The organism is Arthrobacter rhombi (assembly GCF_039526245.1).
Lineage (GTDB): Bacteria > Actinomycetota > Actinomycetes > Actinomycetales > Micrococcaceae > Arthrobacter_H > Arthrobacter_H rhombi.
The window spans coordinates 14,971-36,595 of record NZ_BAAAIV010000013.1; the positions used below are offsets into that span (position 1 = coordinate 14,971).

Annotated in this window: 22 protein-coding genes; 15 read left to right on the forward strand and 7 right to left on the reverse strand. The window is 68.0% G+C overall.

From position 1 onward, the window contains the following. Positions 1-93: 93 nt before the first annotated feature. Together ABD088_RS13130 and ABD088_RS13135 are read left to right on the forward strand one after the other, a co-directional pair. Entirely contained in the window at positions 94-1,038 is a 945-nt protein-coding gene (locus tag ABD088_RS13130; RefSeq protein ID WP_343902400.1) for a hypothetical protein, read from the forward strand. Positions 1,039-1,069: 31 nt separating this feature from the next. Then, positions 1,070-2,323 (forward strand): aminoglycoside phosphotransferase family protein, encoded by a 1,254-nt coding sequence (locus ABD088_RS13135; RefSeq protein ID WP_343902401.1) that lies wholly within the window; start codon positions 1,070-1,072, stop codon positions 2,321-2,323. Here ABD088_RS13135 and ABD088_RS13140 read toward each other — a convergent pair. Together ABD088_RS13140 and ABD088_RS13145 are read right to left on the reverse strand one after the other, a co-directional pair. Then, positions 2,320-4,179, reverse strand: a complete 1,860-nt coding sequence (locus tag ABD088_RS13140) for a tetratricopeptide repeat protein (RefSeq protein ID WP_343902402.1) — start codon at positions 4,177-4,179, stop codon at positions 2,320-2,322. The genes ABD088_RS13135 and ABD088_RS13140 overlap by 4 nt on opposite strands. A gap of 60 nt (positions 4,180-4,239) precedes the next feature. Beyond that, positions 4,240-4,719 (reverse strand): Lrp/AsnC family transcriptional regulator, encoded by a 480-nt coding sequence (locus ABD088_RS13145; RefSeq protein WP_343902403.1) that lies wholly within the window; start codon positions 4,717-4,719, stop codon positions 4,240-4,242. A gap of 94 nt (positions 4,720-4,813) precedes the next feature. On the opposite strand from ABD088_RS13145, the gene ABD088_RS13150 reads away from it, so the two are divergent. Then, complete coding sequence (locus ABD088_RS13150; RefSeq protein WP_343902404.1) at positions 4,814-6,133, forward strand: MFS transporter; 1,320 nt, start codon at positions 4,814-4,816, stop codon at positions 6,131-6,133. A gap of 10 nt (positions 6,134-6,143) precedes the next feature. Here ABD088_RS13150 and ABD088_RS13155 read toward each other — a convergent pair whose 3' ends face one another. Further along, the gene (locus ABD088_RS13155; protein ID WP_343902405.1) at positions 6,144-6,629 is read right to left on the reverse strand and encodes an Lrp/AsnC family transcriptional regulator; all 486 of its coding nucleotides are present in this window, start codon (positions 6,627-6,629) and stop codon (positions 6,144-6,146) included. Positions 6,630-6,697: 68 nt separating this feature from the next. Between ABD088_RS13155 and ABD088_RS13160 the strand changes: the two genes are divergently transcribed. From ABD088_RS13160 to ABD088_RS13190, 7 genes are all read left to right on the forward strand, one after another. Beyond that, positions 6,698-7,183 (forward strand): NUDIX hydrolase, encoded by a 486-nt coding sequence (locus ABD088_RS13160; protein WP_343902406.1) that lies wholly within the window; start codon positions 6,698-6,700, stop codon positions 7,181-7,183. After that, the gene (locus ABD088_RS13165; RefSeq protein ID WP_343902407.1) at positions 7,180-8,157 is read left to right on the forward strand and encodes an ABC transporter ATP-binding protein; all 978 of its coding nucleotides are present in this window, start codon (positions 7,180-7,182) and stop codon (positions 8,155-8,157) included. The genes ABD088_RS13160 and ABD088_RS13165 overlap by 4 nt, the downstream gene beginning before the upstream one ends. After that, the gene (locus tag ABD088_RS13170) at positions 8,144-8,827 is read left to right on the forward strand and encodes an ABC transporter permease (protein ID WP_343902408.1); all 684 of its coding nucleotides are present in this window, start codon (positions 8,144-8,146) and stop codon (positions 8,825-8,827) included. The genes ABD088_RS13165 and ABD088_RS13170 overlap by 14 nt, the downstream gene beginning before the upstream one ends. After that, positions 8,824-9,531, forward strand: a complete 708-nt coding sequence (locus ABD088_RS13175; protein ID WP_343902409.1) for an ABC transporter permease — start codon at positions 8,824-8,826, stop codon at positions 9,529-9,531. The genes ABD088_RS13170 and ABD088_RS13175 overlap by 4 nt, the downstream gene beginning before the upstream one ends. Next, positions 9,528-10,490: an ABC transporter substrate-binding protein gene (locus ABD088_RS13180; protein ID WP_372711318.1), complete on the forward strand. Its 963-nt coding sequence runs from the start codon at positions 9,528-9,530 to the stop codon at positions 10,488-10,490. Before ABD088_RS13175 ends, ABD088_RS13180 begins: the two co-directional genes overlap by 4 nt. 83 nt (positions 10,491-10,573) lie before the next feature. Next, positions 10,574-11,788, forward strand: coding sequence for a pyridoxal phosphate-dependent aminotransferase (locus tag ABD088_RS13185; RefSeq protein WP_343902410.1), 1,215 nt, complete (start codon positions 10,574-10,576; stop codon positions 11,786-11,788). Between the two features lie 144 nt (positions 11,789-11,932). Beyond that, entirely contained in the window at positions 11,933-12,763 is an 831-nt protein-coding gene (locus tag ABD088_RS13190; protein ID WP_372711323.1) for a PPK2 family polyphosphate kinase, read from the forward strand. A gap of 11 nt (positions 12,764-12,774) precedes the next feature. Here the strand turns inward: ABD088_RS13190 and ABD088_RS13195 are convergent, their stop codons facing one another. The 3 genes from ABD088_RS13195 to xseA all read right to left on the reverse strand — a co-directional run bounded on the left by ABD088_RS13195 (position 12,775) and on the right by xseA (position 14,981). Further along, the gene (locus tag ABD088_RS13195) at positions 12,775-13,419 is read right to left on the reverse strand and encodes a dihydrofolate reductase family protein (RefSeq protein ID WP_343902411.1); all 645 of its coding nucleotides are present in this window, start codon (positions 13,417-13,419) and stop codon (positions 12,775-12,777) included. 66 nt (positions 13,420-13,485) lie between these two features. Beyond that, entirely contained in the window at positions 13,486-13,737 is a 252-nt protein-coding gene (locus ABD088_RS13200) for an exodeoxyribonuclease VII small subunit (RefSeq protein WP_343902412.1), read from the reverse strand. After that, positions 13,734-14,981: an exodeoxyribonuclease VII large subunit gene (xseA, locus tag ABD088_RS13205; protein WP_343902413.1), complete on the reverse strand. Its 1,248-nt coding sequence runs from the start codon at positions 14,979-14,981 to the stop codon at positions 13,734-13,736. The genes ABD088_RS13200 and xseA overlap by 4 nt, the downstream gene beginning before the upstream one ends. A gap of 199 nt (positions 14,982-15,180) precedes the next feature. On the opposite strand from xseA, the gene ABD088_RS13210 reads away from it, so the two are divergent. Both ABD088_RS13210 and ABD088_RS13215 read left to right on the forward strand, forming a co-directional pair. Continuing rightward, complete coding sequence (locus ABD088_RS13210; RefSeq protein ID WP_343902414.1) at positions 15,181-16,113, forward strand: hypothetical protein; 933 nt, start codon at positions 15,181-15,183, stop codon at positions 16,111-16,113. Positions 16,114-16,123: 10 nt separating this feature from the next. Beyond that, entirely contained in the window at positions 16,124-17,212 is a 1,089-nt protein-coding gene (locus ABD088_RS13215) for a 4-hydroxy-3-methylbut-2-enyl diphosphate reductase (RefSeq protein ID WP_343902415.1), read from the forward strand. On the opposite strand, the gene ABD088_RS13220 is transcribed toward ABD088_RS13215, so the two are convergent. Next, entirely contained in the window at positions 17,209-18,462 is a 1,254-nt protein-coding gene (locus ABD088_RS13220) for a DNA recombination protein RmuC (protein ID WP_343902416.1), read from the reverse strand. The genes ABD088_RS13215 and ABD088_RS13220 overlap by 4 nt on opposite strands. A 54-nt stretch (positions 18,463-18,516) precedes the next feature. Here ABD088_RS13220 and ychF point away from each other — a divergent pair, with 54 nt between their 5' ends. From ychF to ABD088_RS13235, 3 genes are all read left to right on the forward strand, one after another. After that, on the forward strand, positions 18,517-19,602 hold the full coding sequence (ychF, locus tag ABD088_RS13225; protein WP_343902417.1) for a redox-regulated ATPase YchF: 1,086 nt from the start codon (positions 18,517-18,519) through the stop codon (positions 19,600-19,602). Positions 19,603-19,706: 104 nt separating this feature from the next. Continuing rightward, a complete protein-coding gene (locus ABD088_RS13230; protein ID WP_343902418.1) occupies positions 19,707-20,375 on the forward strand; it encodes a hypothetical protein in 669 nt (222 codons plus the stop codon). 983 nt (positions 20,376-21,358) lie between these two features. Then, complete coding sequence (locus tag ABD088_RS13235; RefSeq protein ID WP_343902419.1) at positions 21,359-21,565, forward strand: hypothetical protein; 207 nt, start codon at positions 21,359-21,361, stop codon at positions 21,563-21,565. Positions 21,566-21,625 lie beyond the last annotated feature (60 nt).

The following is a 21,625-nucleotide window of genomic DNA, read 5'->3' on the forward strand; positions in this document are numbered from 1 at the left end:
CGCACGTCAAACCGCGGAATGTGAGGCACAACCGGGCGGACACACCGGGGTCAATGCGGCCCGTCGTGGGCTGGGCCACGTAACGTCGGGGAGGTGGACATCCAAGTCGAAAGCTCAGTGGTCCTGGCGGCCATGATCGCCGTGCTGCTCGCCTTCATCGTCCCCTCGATCATCCGCCGCGGCCAGCAGCAGGCAGAACCCGCACTGGCCCTGGCCGAGGTCCCCGGTGAGGCGGCCGCGCCACAGCCCGCCGTCGACTTCACCGGCACGGATTCCAGCGTCCTGGCACGCACCACCGAACAGCTCAAGACCTCACGTCCCCGGAGGAACACCATGGCAACCCCCGCACGGTCACGGACCGCCGCACCGCAGCAGGCACCGTTCCGGATCAGGTACGACCGGCTCGGCGTCGCGCTGGCCGGAGCCCTGGCCGTCGTGGTGCTCGTGGTCGGCGGCGCCCTGGCGCCGTTCGGCGTGGTGTCCGCCCTGGTCCCGCTCATCGCGGCGATCGTGCTGGTGGCCTCCTTCGTCGGCCTGCGCGCGCTGGCCGTCCGCGACCGCCGCCGCAAGGTCCTGGCCCGCATGGAGGCAGTGTTCCACGAGGCGATGTACACCGCCCCCGCCGAACCGGTCATCCGCCGCACCGCCACCGCGGTCTTCGACGCCCGCGAACACGCAGCAGCGGCACCTGCAGCCCGGGAGGCGACCACCTCCCACGAACGCACCGCACCGGTGGCGCCGGCGCCGCAGACCTGGGCCCCGGTCCAGGTCCCGAAGCCGACCTACGTCGGAGCCGCCAAGGCCGAGCGCCCCGCCCCGGAGCCGCTGCCGGCCCCGGAGGAGAAGAAGCCGCAGAAGATCGCCAGCATCCTGCAGGAGACCCGGGTGGCCGAACAGAACGCCCGCCTGGCCGAGACCGCCGAACGGGGCGACACCGTAGATGCCACCCCGCGGATCCCCGAGGTCCCGGTCCGCCGCCAGGCCCCGCAGACCGGCGGCATCAACCTCGACGCGGTCCTGCAGCGCCGCCGGGCCTAACCGCCCCCGTCCCGCGCCGAACTCCCCGCCGATGCCATTGCAGCCCGGGTGGAGCGACGCGGCGCAGGCCGATGCGCTCGGCACCCACGCACTGGAGCTGATCCGTGCCGCCTGGGGCAAACGCCTGGGCCCGCACGAACTGGCCACTGCCCGGCAGGTCCAGTTCCAGCTGCGCCCCGGAGCCGGAACCAGCATCGTCTACTCGCTGCGCCACGGCACCACCGAACGCTTCATCGGCCTGAGCACCGAGGTGATCGATGCCCCGGACGGGCCGCGGCTGCGGCACCTCGAACTGCCGGTGGCCCCGACGGCCGGCCCCACCTCCACCTCAGGCGTGCCGTTGCGCGTGGCCAGCTGGCTGCACCCGCACGACCCGCGCCTGCCCGGCCTGGCCCACGCCGGCGTCGCCTCCGAGGCCGAACGGCTCTGGGGCGACGGCGACCGGCTGACCCGGCTGCGGACCGTCACCTACCGGCCGCTGCGCCGGGCGGTGTTCCGCGCCGAGTTCTCCACGCCCGGACCCGTCGTGGCCACCCGCCGGGTCTACCTGAAGGCCATGCGCCCGGAACCCGCCCGCGACCTGGAGCTGCGCCACCGGCTCCTCACCGCGGCCCAGCTGCCCGTCGCCCCCTTGCTGGGCGAGGTGGTCCACGGCGTCGTGGCCACCGCCGGAATGCCCGGTGAACCACTGTCCACCCTCCTGCGGTACGACGGCGCGGGGCAGCTGGATCCGCGGGCCCTGGTGCGGCTGCTGGACCGGCTGCCCGACACGGTGCTGGAACTGCCGCACCGGCCGTCCTGGTCCGACAGGATCGAGCGGTACGCCGGGGCGGCCACCACCACGTTGCCCGGCAGGGAAGCCGACATCGCCGCGTTGACGCTGCGGCTGCGCGCCCTGATCGACGCCCACGACCCGGGGCCGGTGGTCCCGGTGCACGGGGACTTCTACGAGGCCAACGTCCTGATATCCGACGGCGCCGTCTGCGGGCTGCTGGACCTGGACTCCGTGGGGCCGGGGCACCGGGTCGATGACCTGGCCTGCCTGCTGGGGCATCTTGCCGTGTTGCCGTCGGTGGACCGGGGTTACGGGGGGATCTGGGAGACCATCGGGCGCTGGGCCCAGGTGTTCGGCGAGACCGTCGATGAACGCGCGCTGTATGCACGCGCCGCGGCGGTGGCCGTATCCCTGGTGGCCGGGGCCCGGCGCCCGGGCATGACCTCGTGGACGCAGCAGGCCCAGGCCCGCCTGGACGCCGCCCAGCGGCTGGCGGATCTGGCCGGTTAGTCGCTCTCCTGCGCCGGGGGTGGGCCCGCGGCGCCGTCATCGCCGTCATCGCTGGTGTCGACCGCCTGGTCGGTGTCCTCGGTGTCCTCGGCGTCGTCGGTGTCCAGCCCGTCGGCCTGCTGGGCCTCCAGCAGCGACCGGTTGGCCAGATCCGCTGCCTCCTTCGCCTGCAGCGGCAGCCCCAGGGCGGTGAGCACTTCGGCCAGGCCACGCTGGGCCGCGTAGAAGTGGGCGACACTGTCACGGTGTTCGGCGGCGATCAACCGGTACAACCGGGTCGCCTCGTCGCCGCGATCGGTCTGCGAGAGCACATGGGCGGCGAAGAGCTCCGCGTTGCCGGCGCCGTCGGCGTCCTCCGCCGTCTTGAACCGGTCGGCGGCCTCCAATGCCGCCGCGACCGCCTCCGTGGCATAGCCCAGTGCCCACAGCGAGCGGGCGCGGGTGTCGCGGAAATCCGCCTGGTGCCAGTCGGCACCGTCCTCGTCGGCGAGCTCGATGGCCTCGCCCAGCACGGTCAGCCCTGCCGGGTCCCCGCTTTCGGCCAATGCGTGGCCGTAGGCGTGCAGGGCGACGGGCAGCACGCTCGGATCGTCCTCGGTGGCCCGGGCCAACTCGGTGGCACGGGAGAAATGCAGCAGGCAGGCCGTCGGGTCCTCCGCATCGGAGAGCAACGTCCCGGCGCTGAGGTGTGCCCTGGCCGCATCGCCGGCCAGGCCGGAATTTTCGAATCCCGCGGCGGCCTGCTCCCAGGCGCGCAACGCATCCTCTTCGCGCTCCTGATGGCGCAGGCAGTGGCCCAGGGACATCAGGGTCCGGGCGGCGTCGTCGTGCCTTCCCCTGGCCTCCAGCACCGTGGCGAGCGATTCCAGCACTTCCTCGGCCAGCAGGAACTCCTCGGCCTCCAGCAACTGGTTGCCCAGCGCCAACCGGATGGCCCAGGTCTCCTCGAACTCGCCGCGCTCTGCCTGTTCGACGGCGATGCGCCAGGCCGTGATGGCCGCGTCCTGGTCCAGATCCGCCGAGGCGAAGTTCGCCACGAGCGCGGCAGCGGACACCGCTCCGCGACGCACCCCGGTGGCCGCATAGAGGGCCAGGGCCTCCACAGCGCACCCCTCGGCCTCCACCGGGTGGCCCAGCTCATGGTGGCAGGAGGCCTTGACCATCCAGATGGCAGCACGCATGGCGCGGTTCACCTCCAGCGCCAGCAGCCGGTCGGCCGCCTGAAGGGCCAACTGCTGCTGGCCGGTCTTGGCATACCCGTGGGCCAGATAGAGCAGTGCGCCGGATTCGCTTTCGGGGCGGCCACCGTCACGGTAGTCGTCGGCGCAGGTCGCCAGTTCGGCGAGGGCCTCATGGTCGCCCTCCTCGAACCGGGAGACGGCCAGTGGCAGCCGGGCATCGGCCAGCACGTGGGCGGGGGCTCCGGCTGCGGCATGGGTGGCCAATGCTGCCTGCAGGATGGCGGTTTCGCCCGGGCGCGGCTCGCGGAAGAGCAGGCTGCCCAGATGTTCCTCCAGATCGGCCTGCTGCGTCCTGCCCTGTGCACGCAACAACACGATCCGCTGGTGGGCGGCGGCGTCGGCGCCCTCGGTGTTGCCGTCGAGCTGCTCGACGGAGGCGAGCACGCCGAGCAGGGACAGTGCGGAGTCGAGCGCCGTCGTGTCCCCGCCGCCGTGGACCTGCGGCAGCGCCAGCGCCAACCCGGCGGTGGCGGCCCGGGCGGCTCCTGCGTGGTCCTCGGAGTAGGCGCGTTCGTACGCCAACTCCAGCCATCCGGAGGCGTCCGGGGGTGCGGCGAGCGGGTCCGGCTGCGGCGCACCGGAAATCCCGTGCAACCGCTGCGTCAGTGCGGACAAATGCCTGTTCCTCCCAAGGTCGGCGTTCCGGTCGTCCCGGTGGCCGGTGTGGCTTCCAGCCTAGTGCCTGGCCCCGGCGGCGAGGTGGCGCAGCAGCGGTTCGGCGCGGTATCCGATGTGCTCGCTCAACGCCAGCGACGTCTCGGTGCGGATCACCCCGCGCATCCGCAGGATCGAGCGCAGCACGCTCTGGAGGTGGTGGGTGTCCAAGGCCACGACGCGGCACCAGATGTCACCGCGGCCGGAGATCTCGTGCACTTCGAGCACCTGCTCCTGCTGGCGCAGCGCGGCGATGACCGCGTCGAGCTCGCGGTGCGAGACCTCGATGGTGATGAAGGCCAGCACGTCGTAGCCCAGCGCCGCGAGGTCGACCTCGCGGCCGCCGGCGCGCAGCACACCGGCGCGGTCCAGCCGCTTGAGCCGTGACTGCACCGTGTTGCGGGCGACGCCCAAGGTGGCGGACAGCTCGCCGATCTGCGCGCGGGGGTCTTCGAGCAGCGCGATCACCAGGCGCAGTTCCAGCGCATCAAAAGTAGCCATGATGTGCTCCAGTAGATCACATTGGGGGCCAATCCTAATCAGGATCATCAATGTTCAGGGATCTGAGCGTCTATTTGGCGTCGTGGAACGCAGAATGGTGATTGAAAGGCCACGTCGGGACACCCACCGTCGGGGCCGCCAGCCCGAACCACCCCGTGAGGCCACCGTGACCGTCATCAGCGAATTGCGCATGCGCGCCCAACCCGCCAGCAGCGCCCGCGCCGGCTGGGACGCCTCCGTGAAGGCCCGGCTGGTCTTGACCTTTGCCGCCACCGTGCTGCTGCTCATCTGCGCCAACCTGGCCACCCCCTTGTATCCGCTGCTGCAGGAACGCCTGGACCTGGGGCCGTTCGCGGTGACGCTGGCGTTCGCCTCCTACGTGCTGGCCCTGATGGCCGGACTGGTGCTCTACGGGCACTGGTCCGATCACATCGGCCGCCGTGCGGCACTGGTGCTGGCAGTGCTGGTGGGCGTGGCCGGCGTCGGCGTCTTCGGCACAGCGTCCAGCCTCGGCGGGTTGATCCTGGGGCGCATCCTGCAGGGGGCCGCCGTCGCCCTGTGCACCGGGGCCAGCAGTGCCGCCCTGCGCGAACTGCTGCCGCGCAACCCCGAATGGGCCGGCCGGTTGACGCTGCTGGCGTCCTCCTCGGGGGTGGCCGCCGGGCCGGTGCTCGGAGGGCTGATGGGCGTGCTGCCGCATCCGACGCGCACCCCGTTCCTGCTGCTCGGTGCGGCCCTGCTGGTGGTGCTGATCCCGCTCTGGGCACTCAAGGCACGGCCGGCCCTGTCACCGGCCCCCGGCCACGGAGCGGTCCGCGCCCTGCGGCCGCGCCGGATCGGCCCGGTCGCCGATGCCCGCACCCAGTTCCGCCGGGCGGCGTCGATCGGGTTCCTGAGCTTCGCACTTTTCGGCTTCGGGCTCTCGCTGGCCCCGCGCTACTTCTCCGATCTGTTCGGCATCGGCTCACTGGCCGGCATCGGCGTCCTGGCCGCCCTGACCCTCGCCGCCTCCGCAGCGGCCCAACTGCTGGGGCGCTCGCACCGCAACCTGCTGCCCTGGGCGCTGGTGGCCATGGCGGCAGGAATCGTGCTGATCGCCATCTCCGGGTCGGTGCGCAGCCTGCCGCTGCTGGTGGCCGCGAGCCTGCTCGCCGGTGCCGGGCAGGGTACGGCGTTCCGGACCGCCTTCAACGATGTGGCCCTGGCCGTCGAACCGGCACGGCACGCCCAGGTGATCAGCACCGTCTACGTCGTGACCTACCTCGGCAGCGCGGTGCCCGTGCTCGGGCTGGGACTCGCCGCGGGGGTCATCGGCCTCCCGGCCGCCGTGGCCTGGTTCGCAGCGGTCATCGCCGCCGGCTGCCTGGCCGTCGCCGCCAGCGTGTTCCGCGACGGGCGGCGCACCCGGGGCTGAGACGCCGGGCTCAGAGCGGTCCGGCCTGGCCCTGCACATGGTCGAACACCAGCGTGGTCTCCGTATGCCCCACCGCCTCGTCGGTGGCCAGATGGTCCAGCACCCAATCCCGTAGTGCCTCGGTCGAGGGCACTGCCACGTGCAACAGGTAGTCGGTGCCCCCGGAGACGTGGAAGAACGAGAGGACCTCCGGCAGTTGCGGCACCCGGCCGGTGAACCGGTCGATCTGCACCCGGTCGTGCACCCTCAACTTCACCGAGATCAGCGCCTGGACGCTGCGCCCCACCGCCGGCAGGTTCAACCGGGCGTGGTAGCCCTCGATGATCCCGCGCTCCACCAGCTGTCGGGTGCGCAGCAGTGCCGTCGACGGGGCGATGCCGGCCCGCTGGGCCAGCGCCGCGTTGCTGATCCGGGCATCGGCGAGCAGTTCGGTGATCAGGACGCGGTCGACCTCGTCCAAGGGGGCGTTCGAGGAGGTCTTCGGGGCGGGTGACATGAGGATATTCCACCACATGCGTGCGGCGTGCCGGTCACTGTGGGCCCGGCGCACAGTACGCTGGTCGAATGACTACTGCGCCCGGAAACCCCGGTACAGGTTTCGATACGCGTCTGGCCGCCTACTGCGTCATCGTGCGCGAACGGCAGATCCTGTTGGCCCTGTGGGACATGCGGCCCACACTGCCCGGGTTCAGTCCGCGGTGGACGTTGCCGGGCGGGGGAGTCGAGCTCGGGGAGTCCATCGAAGACGGCGCCGTCCGCGAGGTCGCCGAGGAGACCGGGTACGACGTCCGGCTGACCGGCCTGCTCGATGTCGACGCCGGGCACATCCCCGCCGAGTCCCGGCTGAGCCCCACCGAACGGCCGCTGCAAACCGTCGCCGTGCTCTACAGCGCGGAGATCACCGGCGGCGACCTGGCCTTCGAACGTGACGGCACGACGTCGCAGGCCGGCTGGTTCGACCTCGATGACCTGGCCCGGCTGGAGCGCACCTCACGCGTCGACTGGGCCGTGAAGGCCCACCACGAACGACTGGAAAGGGGCGGCGCATGATCCGCTTTGAGCACGTCGGCAAGAAGTACGACGGCGGGGCCCCCGCGGTCACCGATCTCACCCTGGATATCCCCGAAGCCAGCATCACCGTCTTCGTCGGCCCGTCCGGCTGCGGCAAGACCACCTCACTGCGCATGGTTAACCGCATGGTCGACGCCACCTCCGGCACCATCGAGGTCGATGGCCGGGATATTTCCGGCATCGCCCCCCACGAGCTGCGCCGCTCCATGGGCTACGTTATGCAGGCCGGCGGGCTGATGCCTCACCGCACCATTGCCGAGAACATCGCCACCGTTCCCCGGCTGCTCGGCACGTCCAAGGCCGAGGCCCGGCGTCGATCCCTCGAATTGCTGGAGACCGTCGGGCTCGACGCCAACCTGGCAGGACGCTACCCCGCCCAGCTCTCCGGCGGACAACAGCAACGCGTCGGCGTCGCCCGTGCGCTGGCCGCCGACCCGCCCATCCTGCTCATGGATGAGCCCTTCAGCGCAGTGGACCCGGTGGTCCGCACCGAATTGCAGAACGAATTGCTGCGCCTGCAGGACCAGCTGTCCAAGACCATCGTGTTCGTCACCCACGACATCGACGAGGCCATCCTGTTGGGTGACCAGGTGGCGGTCATGGGCGCCGGGGGAGTGCTGCAGCAGTTCTGCCCGCCGTCCGAGCTCCTGCGCGCGCCCGCCAACGACTTCGTGGCCCGGTTCATCGGCCGCGACCGCGGCTTCCGTGCCCTGTCCTTCCGGCCCGCCACCGAGCTGCAGTGGAGCCCGGCCGCCGGATACTCCGAAGCTGACCTTGCGGCGGCCGTGGCCATCCCGCGCGCGGCCAGCGTCCGCGCCGCCCTGGACGCAGCGCTGACCTCCCTGTCCGGATTGGCGGTGGCCCGCACCGACGACGGAGCCATCGCCGGAGTCCTGGACGCCGCCGAGATCGGTCGCCAGATCGGCGGGAGGGACCAGGATGTTGTGGCTTGAGGGGCATCTCGACCAGATCGCCCACCTGGCCGGTAGCCACCTGGTGCAATCGATCCTTCCGCTGCTGCTCGCTGCACTGATCTCCATCCCCGCGGCCCGGCTGATCCGCTCCAACGGCACCGGCCGCCGTCGTGCCCTGCGGGTCGGGGTCACCCAGCTCAGCGCCCTGCTCTACACCATCCCGTCGCTGGCACTGTTCGTCGTGCTGCCCTCGATCCTGGGCACGCAGATCCTGGACCCGGCCAACGTCATCGTCGCCCTGACGCTCTACGCGATCGCCCTGCTGGTCCGCAGCGCAGCCGACGCCCTGGAGTCGGTGGACCCCGCGGTGCTGCGTGCCGCCGATGCCATGGGCTACCGCCCGGTACGGCGGTTCTTCACGGTGGACCTGCCCCTGTCGTTGCCCGTGCTCTTCCCGGCACTGCGCGTGGTGTCGGTCAGCAACATCTCGCTGGTCAGCGTCGGTGCGTTGATCGGGATCGAGAACCTGGGGACCCTGTTCATGGACGGGCTGCGCCGTAACTTCCCGTTCGAGATCGCCGTGGGCGTCGTGGCCACGCTGCTCCTGGCCCTGGTGATGGACCTGCTCCTGGTGTTGCTCCAACGGCTCCTGACCCCCTGGGAACGGGCCCGTCGTGGCCCGCGCCGCCCCCGGTGGGTGGCAGCATGAGCGCCGTGCACGTACCCGCTGCCGGCGCCTTCGGCGGCCTCGGGGACTGGCTGTCCCGTCCGGGAACCCTGTCGGGACCGGGCAGCATCCCGACCCGGCTGGTCGAACACCTGGAATACACCGGCATCACGCTGGCCATCGCGTTGGCGATCGCCGTACCCATCGGGCTGCTCGTCGGGCACACCGGCAAGGGCCGGGTCGCCGTCATTGCCGGCTCCGGGATGCTGCGCGCCCTGCCCACGCTGGGCATGGTCACCCTGTTCATCCTGCTCTCCGGCACCCTGGGCATCATGCCGCCGATCTGGGCGCTGGTCCTGCTCGCCGTGCCCCCGCTGCTGGCCGGCATCGCTGCCGGAATCTCGGCGGTGGACCCGCAAGTCGTCGACGGGGCGAAGGCGATGGGGCTGACCGGCACCCAGGTCCTCTTCCGTGTCGAGGTGCCCAACGCCCTCCCGGTGCTGATGGGTGCCCTGCGGCTGGCAGTGCTGCAGGTCATCGCCACGGTGGCGGTCGTCTCGGTCATCAACCTCGGCGGTCTGGGCCGCTACCTTATCGACGGCATCGCCGTGCGCGACTATCCCCAGGTCCTGGGCGGTGCCGTGGTCATCGCCGCATTGGCTATTGTGGTGGATGCGGTGCTGGCGCTGGTCCAAAGGACTGCCGTCTCGCCCGGACTGAGAACCCCTACAGGAGGCACCCCATGATCCGCACCACCACCCGTCGTCACCCCGCCCGCCGGATGGCACTGGGCGCAGCCCTGGGCCTCGTCGCCACGCTGGGACTCTCGGCCTGCAGCGGATCCGATCCGCTCGCCACCGACAGCACCCAGGCCTCCGGGTCTGCCCTGGACCGGCCACTGGTCGTCGGCTCGGCTGACTTCGCCGAAAGCGAGATCATCGCCGAGATCTACGCCGGTGCCCTCAAGGGTGCCGGCATCGAAGCCACCACCAAGCCGGGCATTGGCGCCCGTGAGGCCTACGTCGGTGCCGTCAAGGATGGTTCGGCGGACATCGTGCCCGACTACTCCGGAAACCTGCTGACCTACTTCGACAAGGGCGCCACCGAGGCCTCCGCCGGGGACATCACCAACGCGCTGAAGAAGGCAGTCCCGAAGGGACTCGGCGTGCTGAAGGCCTCCAAGGCCGAGGACAAGGACTCCCTTGTCGTCACCGCAGCCACCGCCGAGAAGTACAACCTGAAGTCCGTCGCCGACCTGGCCAAGGTCTGCGACCAGGTCGTCTTGGGTGCTCCGCCGGAGTTCAAGGAACGCTCCTACGGGCTGCCCGGCCTGAAGTCCACATACGACTGCACCCCCAAGTCCTTCGAGCCGATCTCCGACGGCGGGGGCCCGGTCACCGTGAAGGCGCTGATCACCAACCAGATCCAGGTGGCCGACATCTTCACCACCAGCCCGGCCATCAAGGACAACGGACTCGTGGTCCTGGAGGACCCGAAGGACAACTTCATCGCCAACCAGGTCCTGCCCCTGGTCAACACCGGTGTCGTCAACCAGCAGGCAGCCGACGTGCTCAACAAGGTCTCCGGCGAATTGAGCACCGATGACCTGATCGAACTCAACGGCTACGTCTCAGGTGATGCCAAGCTGGACCCCTCCGAAGCAGCCGCACAGTGGCTGAAGGAAAAGGGCCTGGCCGGCAAATAGCCGGACACCAATACGACAGATCATGTCGCGGCATCGTACGGTCAATTCCCGGCCGTACGGTGCCGCTGTCATATGCTGGGCAGATGCCAGAATTCAAGCAGTCCAACAAGCTCCACAACGTCCTCTACGACATCCGGGGACCACTGCTTGAACACGCCCAGCGCATGGAGTCCGAGGGCCACCGCATCCTGAAGCTGAACATCGGCAACCCGGGGATCTTCGGTTACGAGGCCCCGGACGCGATCCTGGTGGACATCATCCGCAACCTGCCCCAGGCGCAGGGGTACTCGGATTCGCGCGGCATCTTCTCCGCCCGTACCGCCGTCTCGCAGTACTACCAGACCCGGGGAATCCAGACGATCGGTGTCGACGACGTCTACCTGGGCAACGGCGTTTCCGAGCTGATCACGCTGAGCCTGAACGCGCTGCTGGACAACGGCGATGAGATCCTCATCCCGGCCCCGGACTACCCGCTGTGGACGGCGTCGGTCTCGCTGGCCGGAGGCACTCCCGTGCATTACCGCAACGTCGAGGAGGAAGGGTGGCTGCCCGACCTGGAGGACCTCGAGGCGAAGATCACCCCGCGGACCAAGGGCATGGTGATCATCAACCCGAACAACCCCACCGGTGCCGTCTACCCCAAGCACATCATCGAGGGAATGCTCGAAATCGCCCGCAAACACGGGTTGATTGTCTTCTCCGATGAGATCTACGAAAAGATCCTGTACGACGATGCGGTGCACTACAACACCGCAGCCCTGGCCGACGATGTGCTCATCCTGACGTTCTCCGGGCTCTCCAAGGCCTACAGGATCTGTGGGTTCCGGGCCGGCTGGATGGCCATCTCAGGACCCCGCCACCTGGCGGCGGACTACATCGAGGGCATCAACCTGCTCACCAACATGCGCCTGTGCGCCAACGTCCCGGCCCAACACGCCATCCAGACGGCGTTGGGTGGCTACCAGTCGATCAACGACCTGATCCTTCCGGGTGGACGGCTCAAGGAACAGCGCGATATCGCCTATCGCATGCTCAATGACATCGAAGGTGTCTCGGTGCAGCAGGCCAAGGGCGCCATGTACCTGTTCCCGAAGCTGGATCGCGAGGTCTTCAAGTTCGACGACGATGAGCAGTTTGCGCTGGACCTGCTCAAGCAGCAGAAGATCCTCATCTCCCATGGACGGGCCTTCAACCTGATCACTCCTGACCACTTCCGCCTGGTCACCCTGCCGTCGGTACGCGACCTGGAAGAGGCCATCGGGCGGATTGCCGAGTTCCTGGATGACATCCGCCGCTGACCCGTTCACCCGGTGATGGCATAGTGGTGCCCACCGGCGGACGGTCCGCCGGTGGCAAGCGCAAAGGGGCCACTGGTGGGCAAGAAGGACAAGACCGAGGACTTCCCCGGGGCGGCGTATGGGTTCACCCATCCGGCATCGACAGTGTTGCGTGCCGGCCGCGGTTTCTCGTTGCAGGACGCGGACCCGGGGGCCAAACCCGGGTTCCCCGGCAAGAAAGCCGACGGCCGCAAGGCCCTCGCGGCCGCCGACGAGCGCCTGGACGGGCTCCAAGAACGCCTGTATGCCCAGGCCCGGGGCGGAGACGATCCGGCACGGGTCCTGCTGGTCCTGCAGGCCATGGACACTGCCGGCAAGGGCGGGATTGTCCGCCACGTCATCGGCACCGTCGATCCGCAGGGCGTCCAGGTCCACGGTTTCAAGGCCCCGACGCCCGCCGAACAACGCCACGACTTCCTGTGGCGGATTAAACGCCGGCTTCCCGCTGCCGGCATGATCGGGGTCTTCGACCGTTCGCACTATGAGGACGTGCTCATTGGTAAGGTCCGCTCGCTGGCGGCCCCCGGGGAACTGGAGCGCCGGTACGGTGCAATCCGCGAGTTCGAGCAGCGGATCTCCGACGAGGGCACCCGCATCATCAAGGTCATGCTGCACATCTCTCCCGAGGAGCAGTACCAGCGCCTCGACGAACGGCTCGAGCGGCCCGACAAGTACTGGAAGTACAACCCCGGGGACATCGACGAACGCCTGTTGTGGGATGACTACATGCAGGCCTACCAGCGGGCCATCCAGGAAACCGACGCCGACCATGCCCCCTGGTACGTGGTGCCGGCCAACCGCAAGTGGTATGCCCGGGTGGCCGTCCAGCACCTGCTGCTCGAGACCCTGGCCGGCATCGACCCGCAGTGGCCCGACGCGGACTTCGACGTCGATGCCGAACGCCAACGGCTGAAGGACGCCCGCCACGTCGGCTGAGGCCCGTGGGGTCAGGCCGTGGTCTGGCGATTCCAGAACTGGTGGGTCAGGTCGTTCGAGGTCGAGACCGTCTCGAGGGTGAAACGGTCCTGGATCCCGCCCAGTCCTGCCCACAGGCTGACTCCGGTGCCCAGGACGACGGGCACCACGACCAGGTGCATGAAGTCCACCAGGTCCTCCTCGAGGAACTGCCGCACGGTCGAGGGGCCGCCGCCCAGTCGGACGTCACCACCGCCGGCCGCCTCCCGAGCCAGGGCGAGGACCTCACGGGCCGAGCCGTCCACGAAATGGAAGGTGGTGCCGTTATCGAAGACCAAGGGCTCCCGCGGGTGGTGGGTCATGACGAATACCGGTGTGCGGAAGGGGGGATCGTCGTCCCACCAGCCCCGCCATCCGTCGTCGGGCCAGGGGCCGGTCTGCGGTCCGAACTTGCGGCGCCCCATGATCTCGGCGCCGATGCCCTGGCCCCACAGGCTGGTCAGGGAGCGGTCGACGGTGATCGGTGCGTCGGCGTGCTGGATCCCGTCGATGACCCGGCCATCGAACCGGGAAAAAAGGGCACCCGCGGCGCCGATGGGCTCCTCGAAGCTCACGTGCCCGCCGGCGGCATAGCCGTCGAGGGAGACGCTCAGGCTGTGGACCCGTGTGCGGAACATAGCGACCCCTCGTCATCGGAGGATGCCCACGCTACAGCGGGGAGCGGGGAGCGGACAGGGTAACCGTCAGTTGGCGGGGGTCTCGTCCGGGGTATCGCCCCGGCCGGCGCGGTTGCGGGCGGCATCGAGCCGTTCGCGGGCCCCTTCGAGCCAGGCCTCACAGCGCGCCGCCAGGGCCTCGCCGCGTTCCCACAGCGCGAGCGACTGCTCCAGGCTGGCGCCGCCGGCCTCCAGCTGGGCGACGACGGCGACCAGTTCCTCACGCGCCTGTTCGTAGCTGAGCCCGGCGATGTCTGCGTTCGTCTCCGTGTCGGTCATCCTGCTGCCTTCCTGTCTGCCGCTTCCTGGGGATCGTCCTCGGTCGAGAGGACGACGGCGGTGAGTTTTCCGCGAGCCAGCCGGATGGCCAGACCGGTGTCTGTGGGTGCATCTGTGGGGGAGCGGACCACGGCTCCGTCGGCCGTCTGCACGACGGCGTAGCCGCGGTCCAGTGTCTGCTGGGGAGAGAGCGCCCTGACTTGGGCGCGGAGGTGGGCAACGGCGTCGTGCCCCCGGCGGAGCAGCGTGTCGATGGACCGGTGGGAGCGTTCGCGCAGGCGCTCCAGGTCCTCACTGCGCACCTGGACCATGCCCTCGGGATGGGACAGGACCGGCCGGGTGCGCAGCGACTCGAGCTGTTGGCCGGCACGGTCGATGAACAAGGACACGGCCCGGTCCATCCGCGCGCGCGACTGGTCGATGCCGAGCCGCTCCTCGGCCAGGTCGGGGACGATCCGCTTGGCGGCGTCGGTCGGTGTGGAAGCGCGCAGGTCCGCGACGTCGTCCAGGATCGGACGGTCTGCCTCGTGCCCGATGGCGCTGACCACGGGAGTGGTGGCGTCGGCGACGGCCCGCACGAGTTCCTCGGCACTGAACGGCAGCAGGTCCTCCAGTGCGCCGCCACCGCGCGCGATGACGATCAGGTCCACCGACGGATCAGCATCCAGCTCGCGGAGTGCGGCGATGACCTCGGGAACCGCATTGACACCCTGCACTGCGGTGTTGCGGACCAGGAAGTCCACTGCCGGCCAGCGCAGGGTCGAGTTGCGGATGACGTCATTCTCGGCGTCGGAATTGCGGCCGGTGATCAGCCCGATCCGTTGCGGCAGCAGCGGCAGCCTGCGCTTCCGCGATGGATCGAAGAGCCCCTCGCCGGCCAATGCGTGGCGCAGCCGCTCCAGGCGGGCCAGCAGATCGCCGAGGCCCACGGGGCGGACATCGGAGGCGACCATGGAGAGTCTGCCGGTCTTCAGGTACAGGTTCGGGGCCACCCGGGCGACCACGCGGGAGCCGACCTCGGGCTTGGTCTCCAGACGCCGCATGACCGAGGCCCAGACGTTGACCGAGAGGGAGTACTCGACGTCGACGTCGCGCATGGTGAGGTAGGCATGCCCGTTGCGGACGGTGGCCTCCAGCAGCTGGCCCTCGATCCAGGCAGCGGGGGCGCGTTCGATGTGCTGCTTGAGCTTCTCGGAGAAGACCCGCAGTGGCCAGGGCGACTCGGGGGTCGTGTCGCCGGCCATGCGTGGCAGGGTACCCCCGCCGTCGGGCCGTTGGCCGTCCGCCTCGGGCGGGTTCGGGTTCTCCACTGCTCATGCTCCCCGGTCTCGGTGCGGTCCGGGTCTGCTCCGGTTCCATGTACATGCATACCAGTAGGCTGGGATAAATGGGCGTGTCCTTCAGGGCGCGCCGGGGGAAACGAGACAGACCCGAGGGGGCTGAGTGCGCACTGCAGTATCCACGCTCCTGATGATCCTGGCATCCCTGCTGGTCCTGGGAGCCGTCACGGGATCGCTAGTGGACCGGATGGCGCACACTCCGGGTCCTGCCCGCGACGTCGCGGCGTCGCTGCCCCAGGACGAGGCGGTCAGGGCGGCACTTCCGCCGTTGGTCCTGCACGGGATCGTGGATCAGATCCCCGCCGGACTGCAGGTTCCGCAGGCCGTGGAGGGTGTACTGGACCGCGCCAGCGAAAAGGCAGTGACGGCCGTCCTGGACAGCAGCGGGTTCCAACCGGCGTGGATCGACAGCGTCGAGGACTCCCGCGTGGCGTATGTTCATCGGCTGGAGGCCGTCCGGAACGGGGAGGCAGAGACTGCCACGGCCACCCTGGAATTGGGGACGCTGGCCACCCAAGGGGTGAAACGGCTCAGCAGTGGCGCCGATGGCCTGGGCTTGGGGCTCCTGGCCGGGGCGCTGCCCACGCAGGTGGACGCGTCGGTGGAGCTGGACCTGCCGGGCACCGATCCCGCGGGCTCGCTGCGCATTGCGCGGGTGGTGTGGGCCGCCGGATTCTGGGGAGGGGCTCTCGCACTGGCAGTGGTGGCAGCCTTGGCGGCCCTGGGGTGTGCCAAGCCCCGTGGACGTGGCCCGGTCCTGGCCCTGGGCGGACTGCTGACGTGCATCTGGGCGATCGTCTTGCTCACCCATCCGTGGTCGGCGGGAAACGGTGGCCAGCCGGTGGTGCCGTCCGGGGCCAGCCCCAGCGTGCCGGAGGCCGGACAGTTGCTGGGCAACGCAGTCAGGGACCATGTCTCCGCTGTCGTGTCCGGCCAGCTGGAATCGGCGGGGATCCTCTGCCTCATCGGTGGCGGAATCGTGGTGGTCGCCGGGGTTGTGATTCGACGCATCGAGGACCGCCGCAGGAACGGATAGCATGGATGGCATGTCCATCAGCCCTGCCGTCCCGGTTTCCGTCCCCATGCCCCGGGTGCCCCGTCGTCGTCGTTCCCCGGAGGACATCGCCGCAGCCGCACCCGTCGAGGGTCCCAAGCGCGTGCTGTTGGCCGCGCCCCGCGGATATTGCGCCGGTGTCGACCGCGCCGTGATCGCCGTGGAGAAGGCACTGGAGCACTACGGTGCACCGGTGTACGTGCGCAAACAGATCGTGCACAACATCCACGTTGTCTCCACCTTGGAGGAGCGCGGTGCGATCTTCGTGGAGGAGACCGATGAGGTCCCCGAGGGGGCCCTGGTCGTCTTTTCAGCACATGGCGTGAGCCCCGCCGTCGTGCAGTCGGCCGCCGATCGCCAGCTGCGCACCATCGATGCCACGTGCCCGTTGGTCACCAAGGTGCACCGAGAAGCCGTGCGTTTCGCCAAGGCCGACAACCACATCCTGCTCATCGGCCATGAGGGCCACGAAGAGGTCGAGGGGACGTTCGGCGAGGCTCCGGAGAGCACGACGATCGTCAACAACCCGGCCGAGGCCCGCACCGTTGAGGTCGAGGATCCGGACCACCTGATCTGGCTGTCGCAGACCACGCTCTCGGTCGATGAGACGATGGAGATCGTGCACATCCTGCGCGAGCGCTTCCCGAACCTGCAGGACCCGCCCAGCGATGACATCTGCTATGCCACGTCCAACCGGCAGGCGGCCATCAAGAAGATCGCGCCCGAGGCCGAACTGGTCATCGTCGTCGGGTCGGCAAACTCCTCCAACTCGGTGCGCCTGGTCGAAGTTGCCCTCGAATACGGGGCCAAGTACGCCCATCGCGTGGACTTCGCCAACGAGATCGACGAGGGCTGGTTCGAAGGCATTTCCAGAGTGGGCGTCACCTCCGGCGCCTCGGTACCCGAGGTGCTGGTCCGCGAAGTGCTGGACTTGCTGACCGAGTATGGATTTGGGCCCGCCGAGGAAGTCGTCACCGCCGAGGAGGACATCTTGTTCTCGCTGCCCAAGGAACTGCGCTCCAAGCTCAAGGAAGCCGGCGACTCATCCCGCGGTCTCGGCGGCCACGGCGGCGGCCGCTAGGCGCTTTCGCTGTTCCGCTCGTCGTTGCCGATATCCGGTTGCGGATCCGTGGAGAGCAATTCGCTGGCGCTGAGGACCCGGGGCGTCGATTCAAGCGGCGCGACTGACAAGCCTGCCCCGTCGGCCGCGTCCGCCCCGTGGCCCGGGTTGAGGTTCTGGATCCGTCGCACCGAGGGCAGGACCCGCGACTCCAGCGTTCCCACGAAGGAGTTGTACTTCTCCACGCTCGACTTCAGCGAGGAACCGAGCTTCGTGACATGGGAGCCTAGTGTGCCCAGCCGGGTGTAGAGCTCCTGGGATTCGTCGAACAGCGCACGGGCGTTCTCCGTCAGGAGCTCCTGCCGCCAGGCAAACGAGAGTCCCTTGAGAATCGAGAGCAGCGTCGCTGGGGCCGCAAGGGCCACATTGCGGGAGAACGCATGATCCAGCAGGTCGGGGTCGCTGGTGACGGCGGCGGCCAGGAACGATTCCGCCGGCAGGAAACAGACCACCAGTTCGGGGCTGCCCGGAATGGATTCCCAGTAGGACTTCGAGGCCAGGTCATCGACATGGGAGCGTAGCGCCTTGGCATGGGCTTGGAGCAGCGCGTGGCGCTCCGCCTCGCGGGCCGGCTCGGCCAGCAGGTCGATCTCCTGCGCCAGCAGGTAGGAGTTCAGGGGAACCTTCGAATCCACGGCCACCGATTTGCCACCCGGAAGGGTGATGACCATGTCGGGGCGCTTGCCGGTGGATGTGGTGACCTGTTCGTTGAAGTCCACACGTGAGAGCATCCCGGCGGCTTCGACCACTCGCCGCAACTGCACCTCACCCCAGGTGCCCCGTGCCGAGGTGTTGCGCAGTGCGCCGGCGAGTGACGACGTCGTTCTCAGGATGGCTGCGTCCTGTTCGGCGGCCATGCTCAACTGCTGGCTGAGTTGGCCGTATTGTTCGACGCGATCGCGTTCCAGAACGGTCACCTGCTGCTGGACCTGGTGGAGTTTTTCCGCGACCGGTGCCAGGACCTGGAGGACCTGGCGGTCAGCGCCCTCCCGGGCGCGGTCGGCATCGGCGCGGGACTGCAACGATTCCACCTGGCCGCGGGCCGTGGCGAGCGATGACTGGGCAGCGGCCAGTTCCTGGGTGGCCTGGCGGTTCTGCTCCGTGAGCGAGGAAAAGCGATCCCGCAACCCCAGCATCCAGAGGCCCGCGGCCCCGATGACCAGGCCCAAAAGCAGCGTGAGAGTCGACACAACCCATGCAAAAGCGTCCATGCCTCCACTCTGCCAGCCTGCGCCGACAGTTTGGGGCAGGTAGAGTTGTCTCCCGTGGCTCTTACTATCGGAATCGTCGGACTGCCCAACGTTGGCAAGTCAACTATGTTCAATGCACTGACCCGCGCGCAGGTTCTCGCGGCGAACTACCCGTTCGCCACGATTGAGCCGAACGTGGGTGTGGTGCCCCTGCCCGATGCGCGGTTGAAGGTCCTTGCGGGGATCTTCGGATCCGAGCGGATCCTGCCGGCGACGGTGTCGTTCGTCGACATCGCCGGCATTGTGAAGGGCGCGTCCGAGGGGGAGGGGCTGGGTAACAAGTTCCTGGCCAACATCCGCGAGGCCGACGCCATTTGCCAGGTCACCCGCGCCTTCTCCGATCCCGACGTGGTCCACGTCAACGGGGAGATTGACCCGGCCGGTGACATCGAGACGATCGCCACCGAACTGATCCTCGCCGACCTGCAGACGATTGAAAACCAGCTGCCGCGTCTGGAAAAGGAAGTCAAGGCCAAGAAGGCCGATGCCTCCTTGCTGGCCGCCATCAAGACGGCCCAGGAAGTCCTCGAATCCGGGACGACCCTGTTTGCCGGCGCCGCTGCCGCGAAGCTGGATCTTGCGGAAATCGCCTCGCTGCAGCTGATGACCACCAAGCCGTTCATCTACGTCTTCAACATGGACGAGGACGGATTGGCCGACGAGGCCCTGCGGGCTCGCCTGTCCGACCTGGTGGCGCCCGCCGAAGCCATCTTCCTGGACGCACAGTTCGAATCCGATCTCGTGGAACTCGAAGAGGACGAAGCCGCCGAGATGCTCGAAGACGCCGGCTATGCCGAGTCCGGCCTGGACAAGCTGGCCCGCGTCGGATTCAACACCCTGGGCTTGCAGACCTACCTGACCGCTGGCCCGAAGGAGACCCGGGCCTGGACCATCCACCAGGGCGACACCGCCCCGCAGGCGGCCGGGGTGATCCACACTGACTTCCAGCGCGGCTTCATCAAGGCCGAGGTCATCGGATTCGATGACTTGGTTGCTGCTGGCTCGACCGCTGCCGCCAAGGCAGCCGGCAAGGCGCGCATCGAAGGCAAGGACTACGTCATGAAGGACGGCGACGTGGTTGAATTTAGGTTTAACGTCTAGTCGGTGTTTCGGGCAAGCGACGCTGAGGATGTATCGTGCTCGCGGCGATCTCTGGTCGCGATTGTATAGTGGGCACAGCTGGACCGACGTTCGAAGGATTGACTATGCCCCTCCCAGAGCCTGCACGTTCACAGACGGTGGAATACGCCCGCAACGACTTGCCCGGCGACCTCGAGTGGCACGTCAACTACTTTGACTTCATTGATGACCTGGACCTTCGTGACCGACTTGGGCAGGAGTTCTACGCGGCAAGATATCTATACAAGCTCTGGGAAGGTCTGCGGATCGACGAGCCGTGGGCGAAGCAGTCGCAGATCCAGTTGCAGGTTCAGCAGTACGCGTCGATCTATGAAGCATCAATCCACCATCTCCTTTTCGTTGAGGCATCCAACGAGCCGGTAGTCCAGCGTCTATCCGAGTACAGCGCACTGGTCGAACGGAAGCTGCCGGGTTACATCATGGAACGCATTCGTAAACTCGATGCAGATGACGCAGATGACGTCGTCGGGGCAGTTCAAGCGACGCGCCGCACGCAGGAGTCAAAGGTTCGGTTTGATAGCAAGGTTGCCGCTGCCGTGGATTTAGGTATCCTCAGCGACAGCCTCGGTCACGAGATCGCTGGCTACTACACGGCGCGAAACTACATTCATATTCATGCTGAGCTCCGCCAAGAGGATTTCGAGTGGCAAATATCGTTCGCGCGTGACGCGTACAGACGCCTGAAGCCGTTCAAAGAGCAGGTTTCGTCCTGGCTTTCGAAGCGGAGGAAGTGAAGTCGATCGCCGGCCGTCGGTGATTCACCAACGACCCGAATAGCTTCAGAGCATGCCGGCGGCCTCCTAAGGCGCGATGTCTCCAAGGGCCGATGTTCGAGCAGCGTCACAGAGAGTCTGGGTCGATTCGCTATTCGTTCTGCGTCGGACTGTTGGTTCAAGCCGGCTCCCATTGGGGAGCCAGAGGTTGCTCCGTATCAGGACCTAGTGGAGTTCGGGTATAGCGTATAGCGTTTTGACGGGAGGTGTTACTTCCTCGTCGTGTGAGCTGGTCGTTCGGCAGGAAGGACACCGAGCGCATTTGGCATGAGCAGGTCGTCAAGTGCGTCGACTGTAGCGGCACGGAACATAGCGTCGAACGCGTCTGATCTCATGATGAGACTGCGCGGAATGATCGGTGTTCGCTGACACGTCTTCGAGTCCGTGTCTCACGCCAAGATCGCCGTATGGATGTCATTGCCCTGATTATCGCGGCCCTGTCGTTGCTCGTCGCCGGCATCAGCACGTACCAGGCGAACAAGCGAGCCAATAAAGTACTCGACCGAGGACGCACGATGGTTCGAGGTCCAAAAAGCCGTGCAGCGCCTCATTGCGTCCGATCTCACGGTGGCTCTATCAGTCCGCACCCGCCCTCCACGGACGGACAGAGTGCAGGACCGGCAACCCACGCCTTGCTTTGAACCAGGGGTTCCAGTCCCACGACACCCAGCGGGTGCCTATGTCATAGTGTCTAGCGGATAGGGTGACCTCAGTGTGAGTATGGGTAGCGCCGCAGGTGTTGCGGTGGTTGGATTCTTTCACCGGTGGCCTGGCTCTTAGGGTGGCTGCCCGTCGCCGAAAGACGTCGTGGCCAGCATGCGTTATGTCGACCACCGGTGGAAGAACCGGCCGGCGTGACTTGATAGGAGCATGTTGGTGCCCCACTGAGACGTGTTCGCCGACCGGCCCAACCCTCAACCTCGCGTGAAAGGGAGGTACCTACCATGGTGGTGGCAATTGGGGCGGACGTCCACAAGAAGTCGCATACATTCGTCGCGGTCGATCCGGCGGGCAAGCCCATCGGCCAGATCACGGTCAAGGCAACATCGCGAGGCCATGAAAAGGCCTACCAGTGGGCCAGGAAGTCCTTCATCGAACAAGACCGGATCTGGGGCCTGGAGGACTGCAGGCAAATGACCGGCCTGCAGTAGTGCCCATTAGCGTGGTGTAAGAGGCCAGCCCGCTGGGCGTGGCTCCCGAACGTGAGGCGG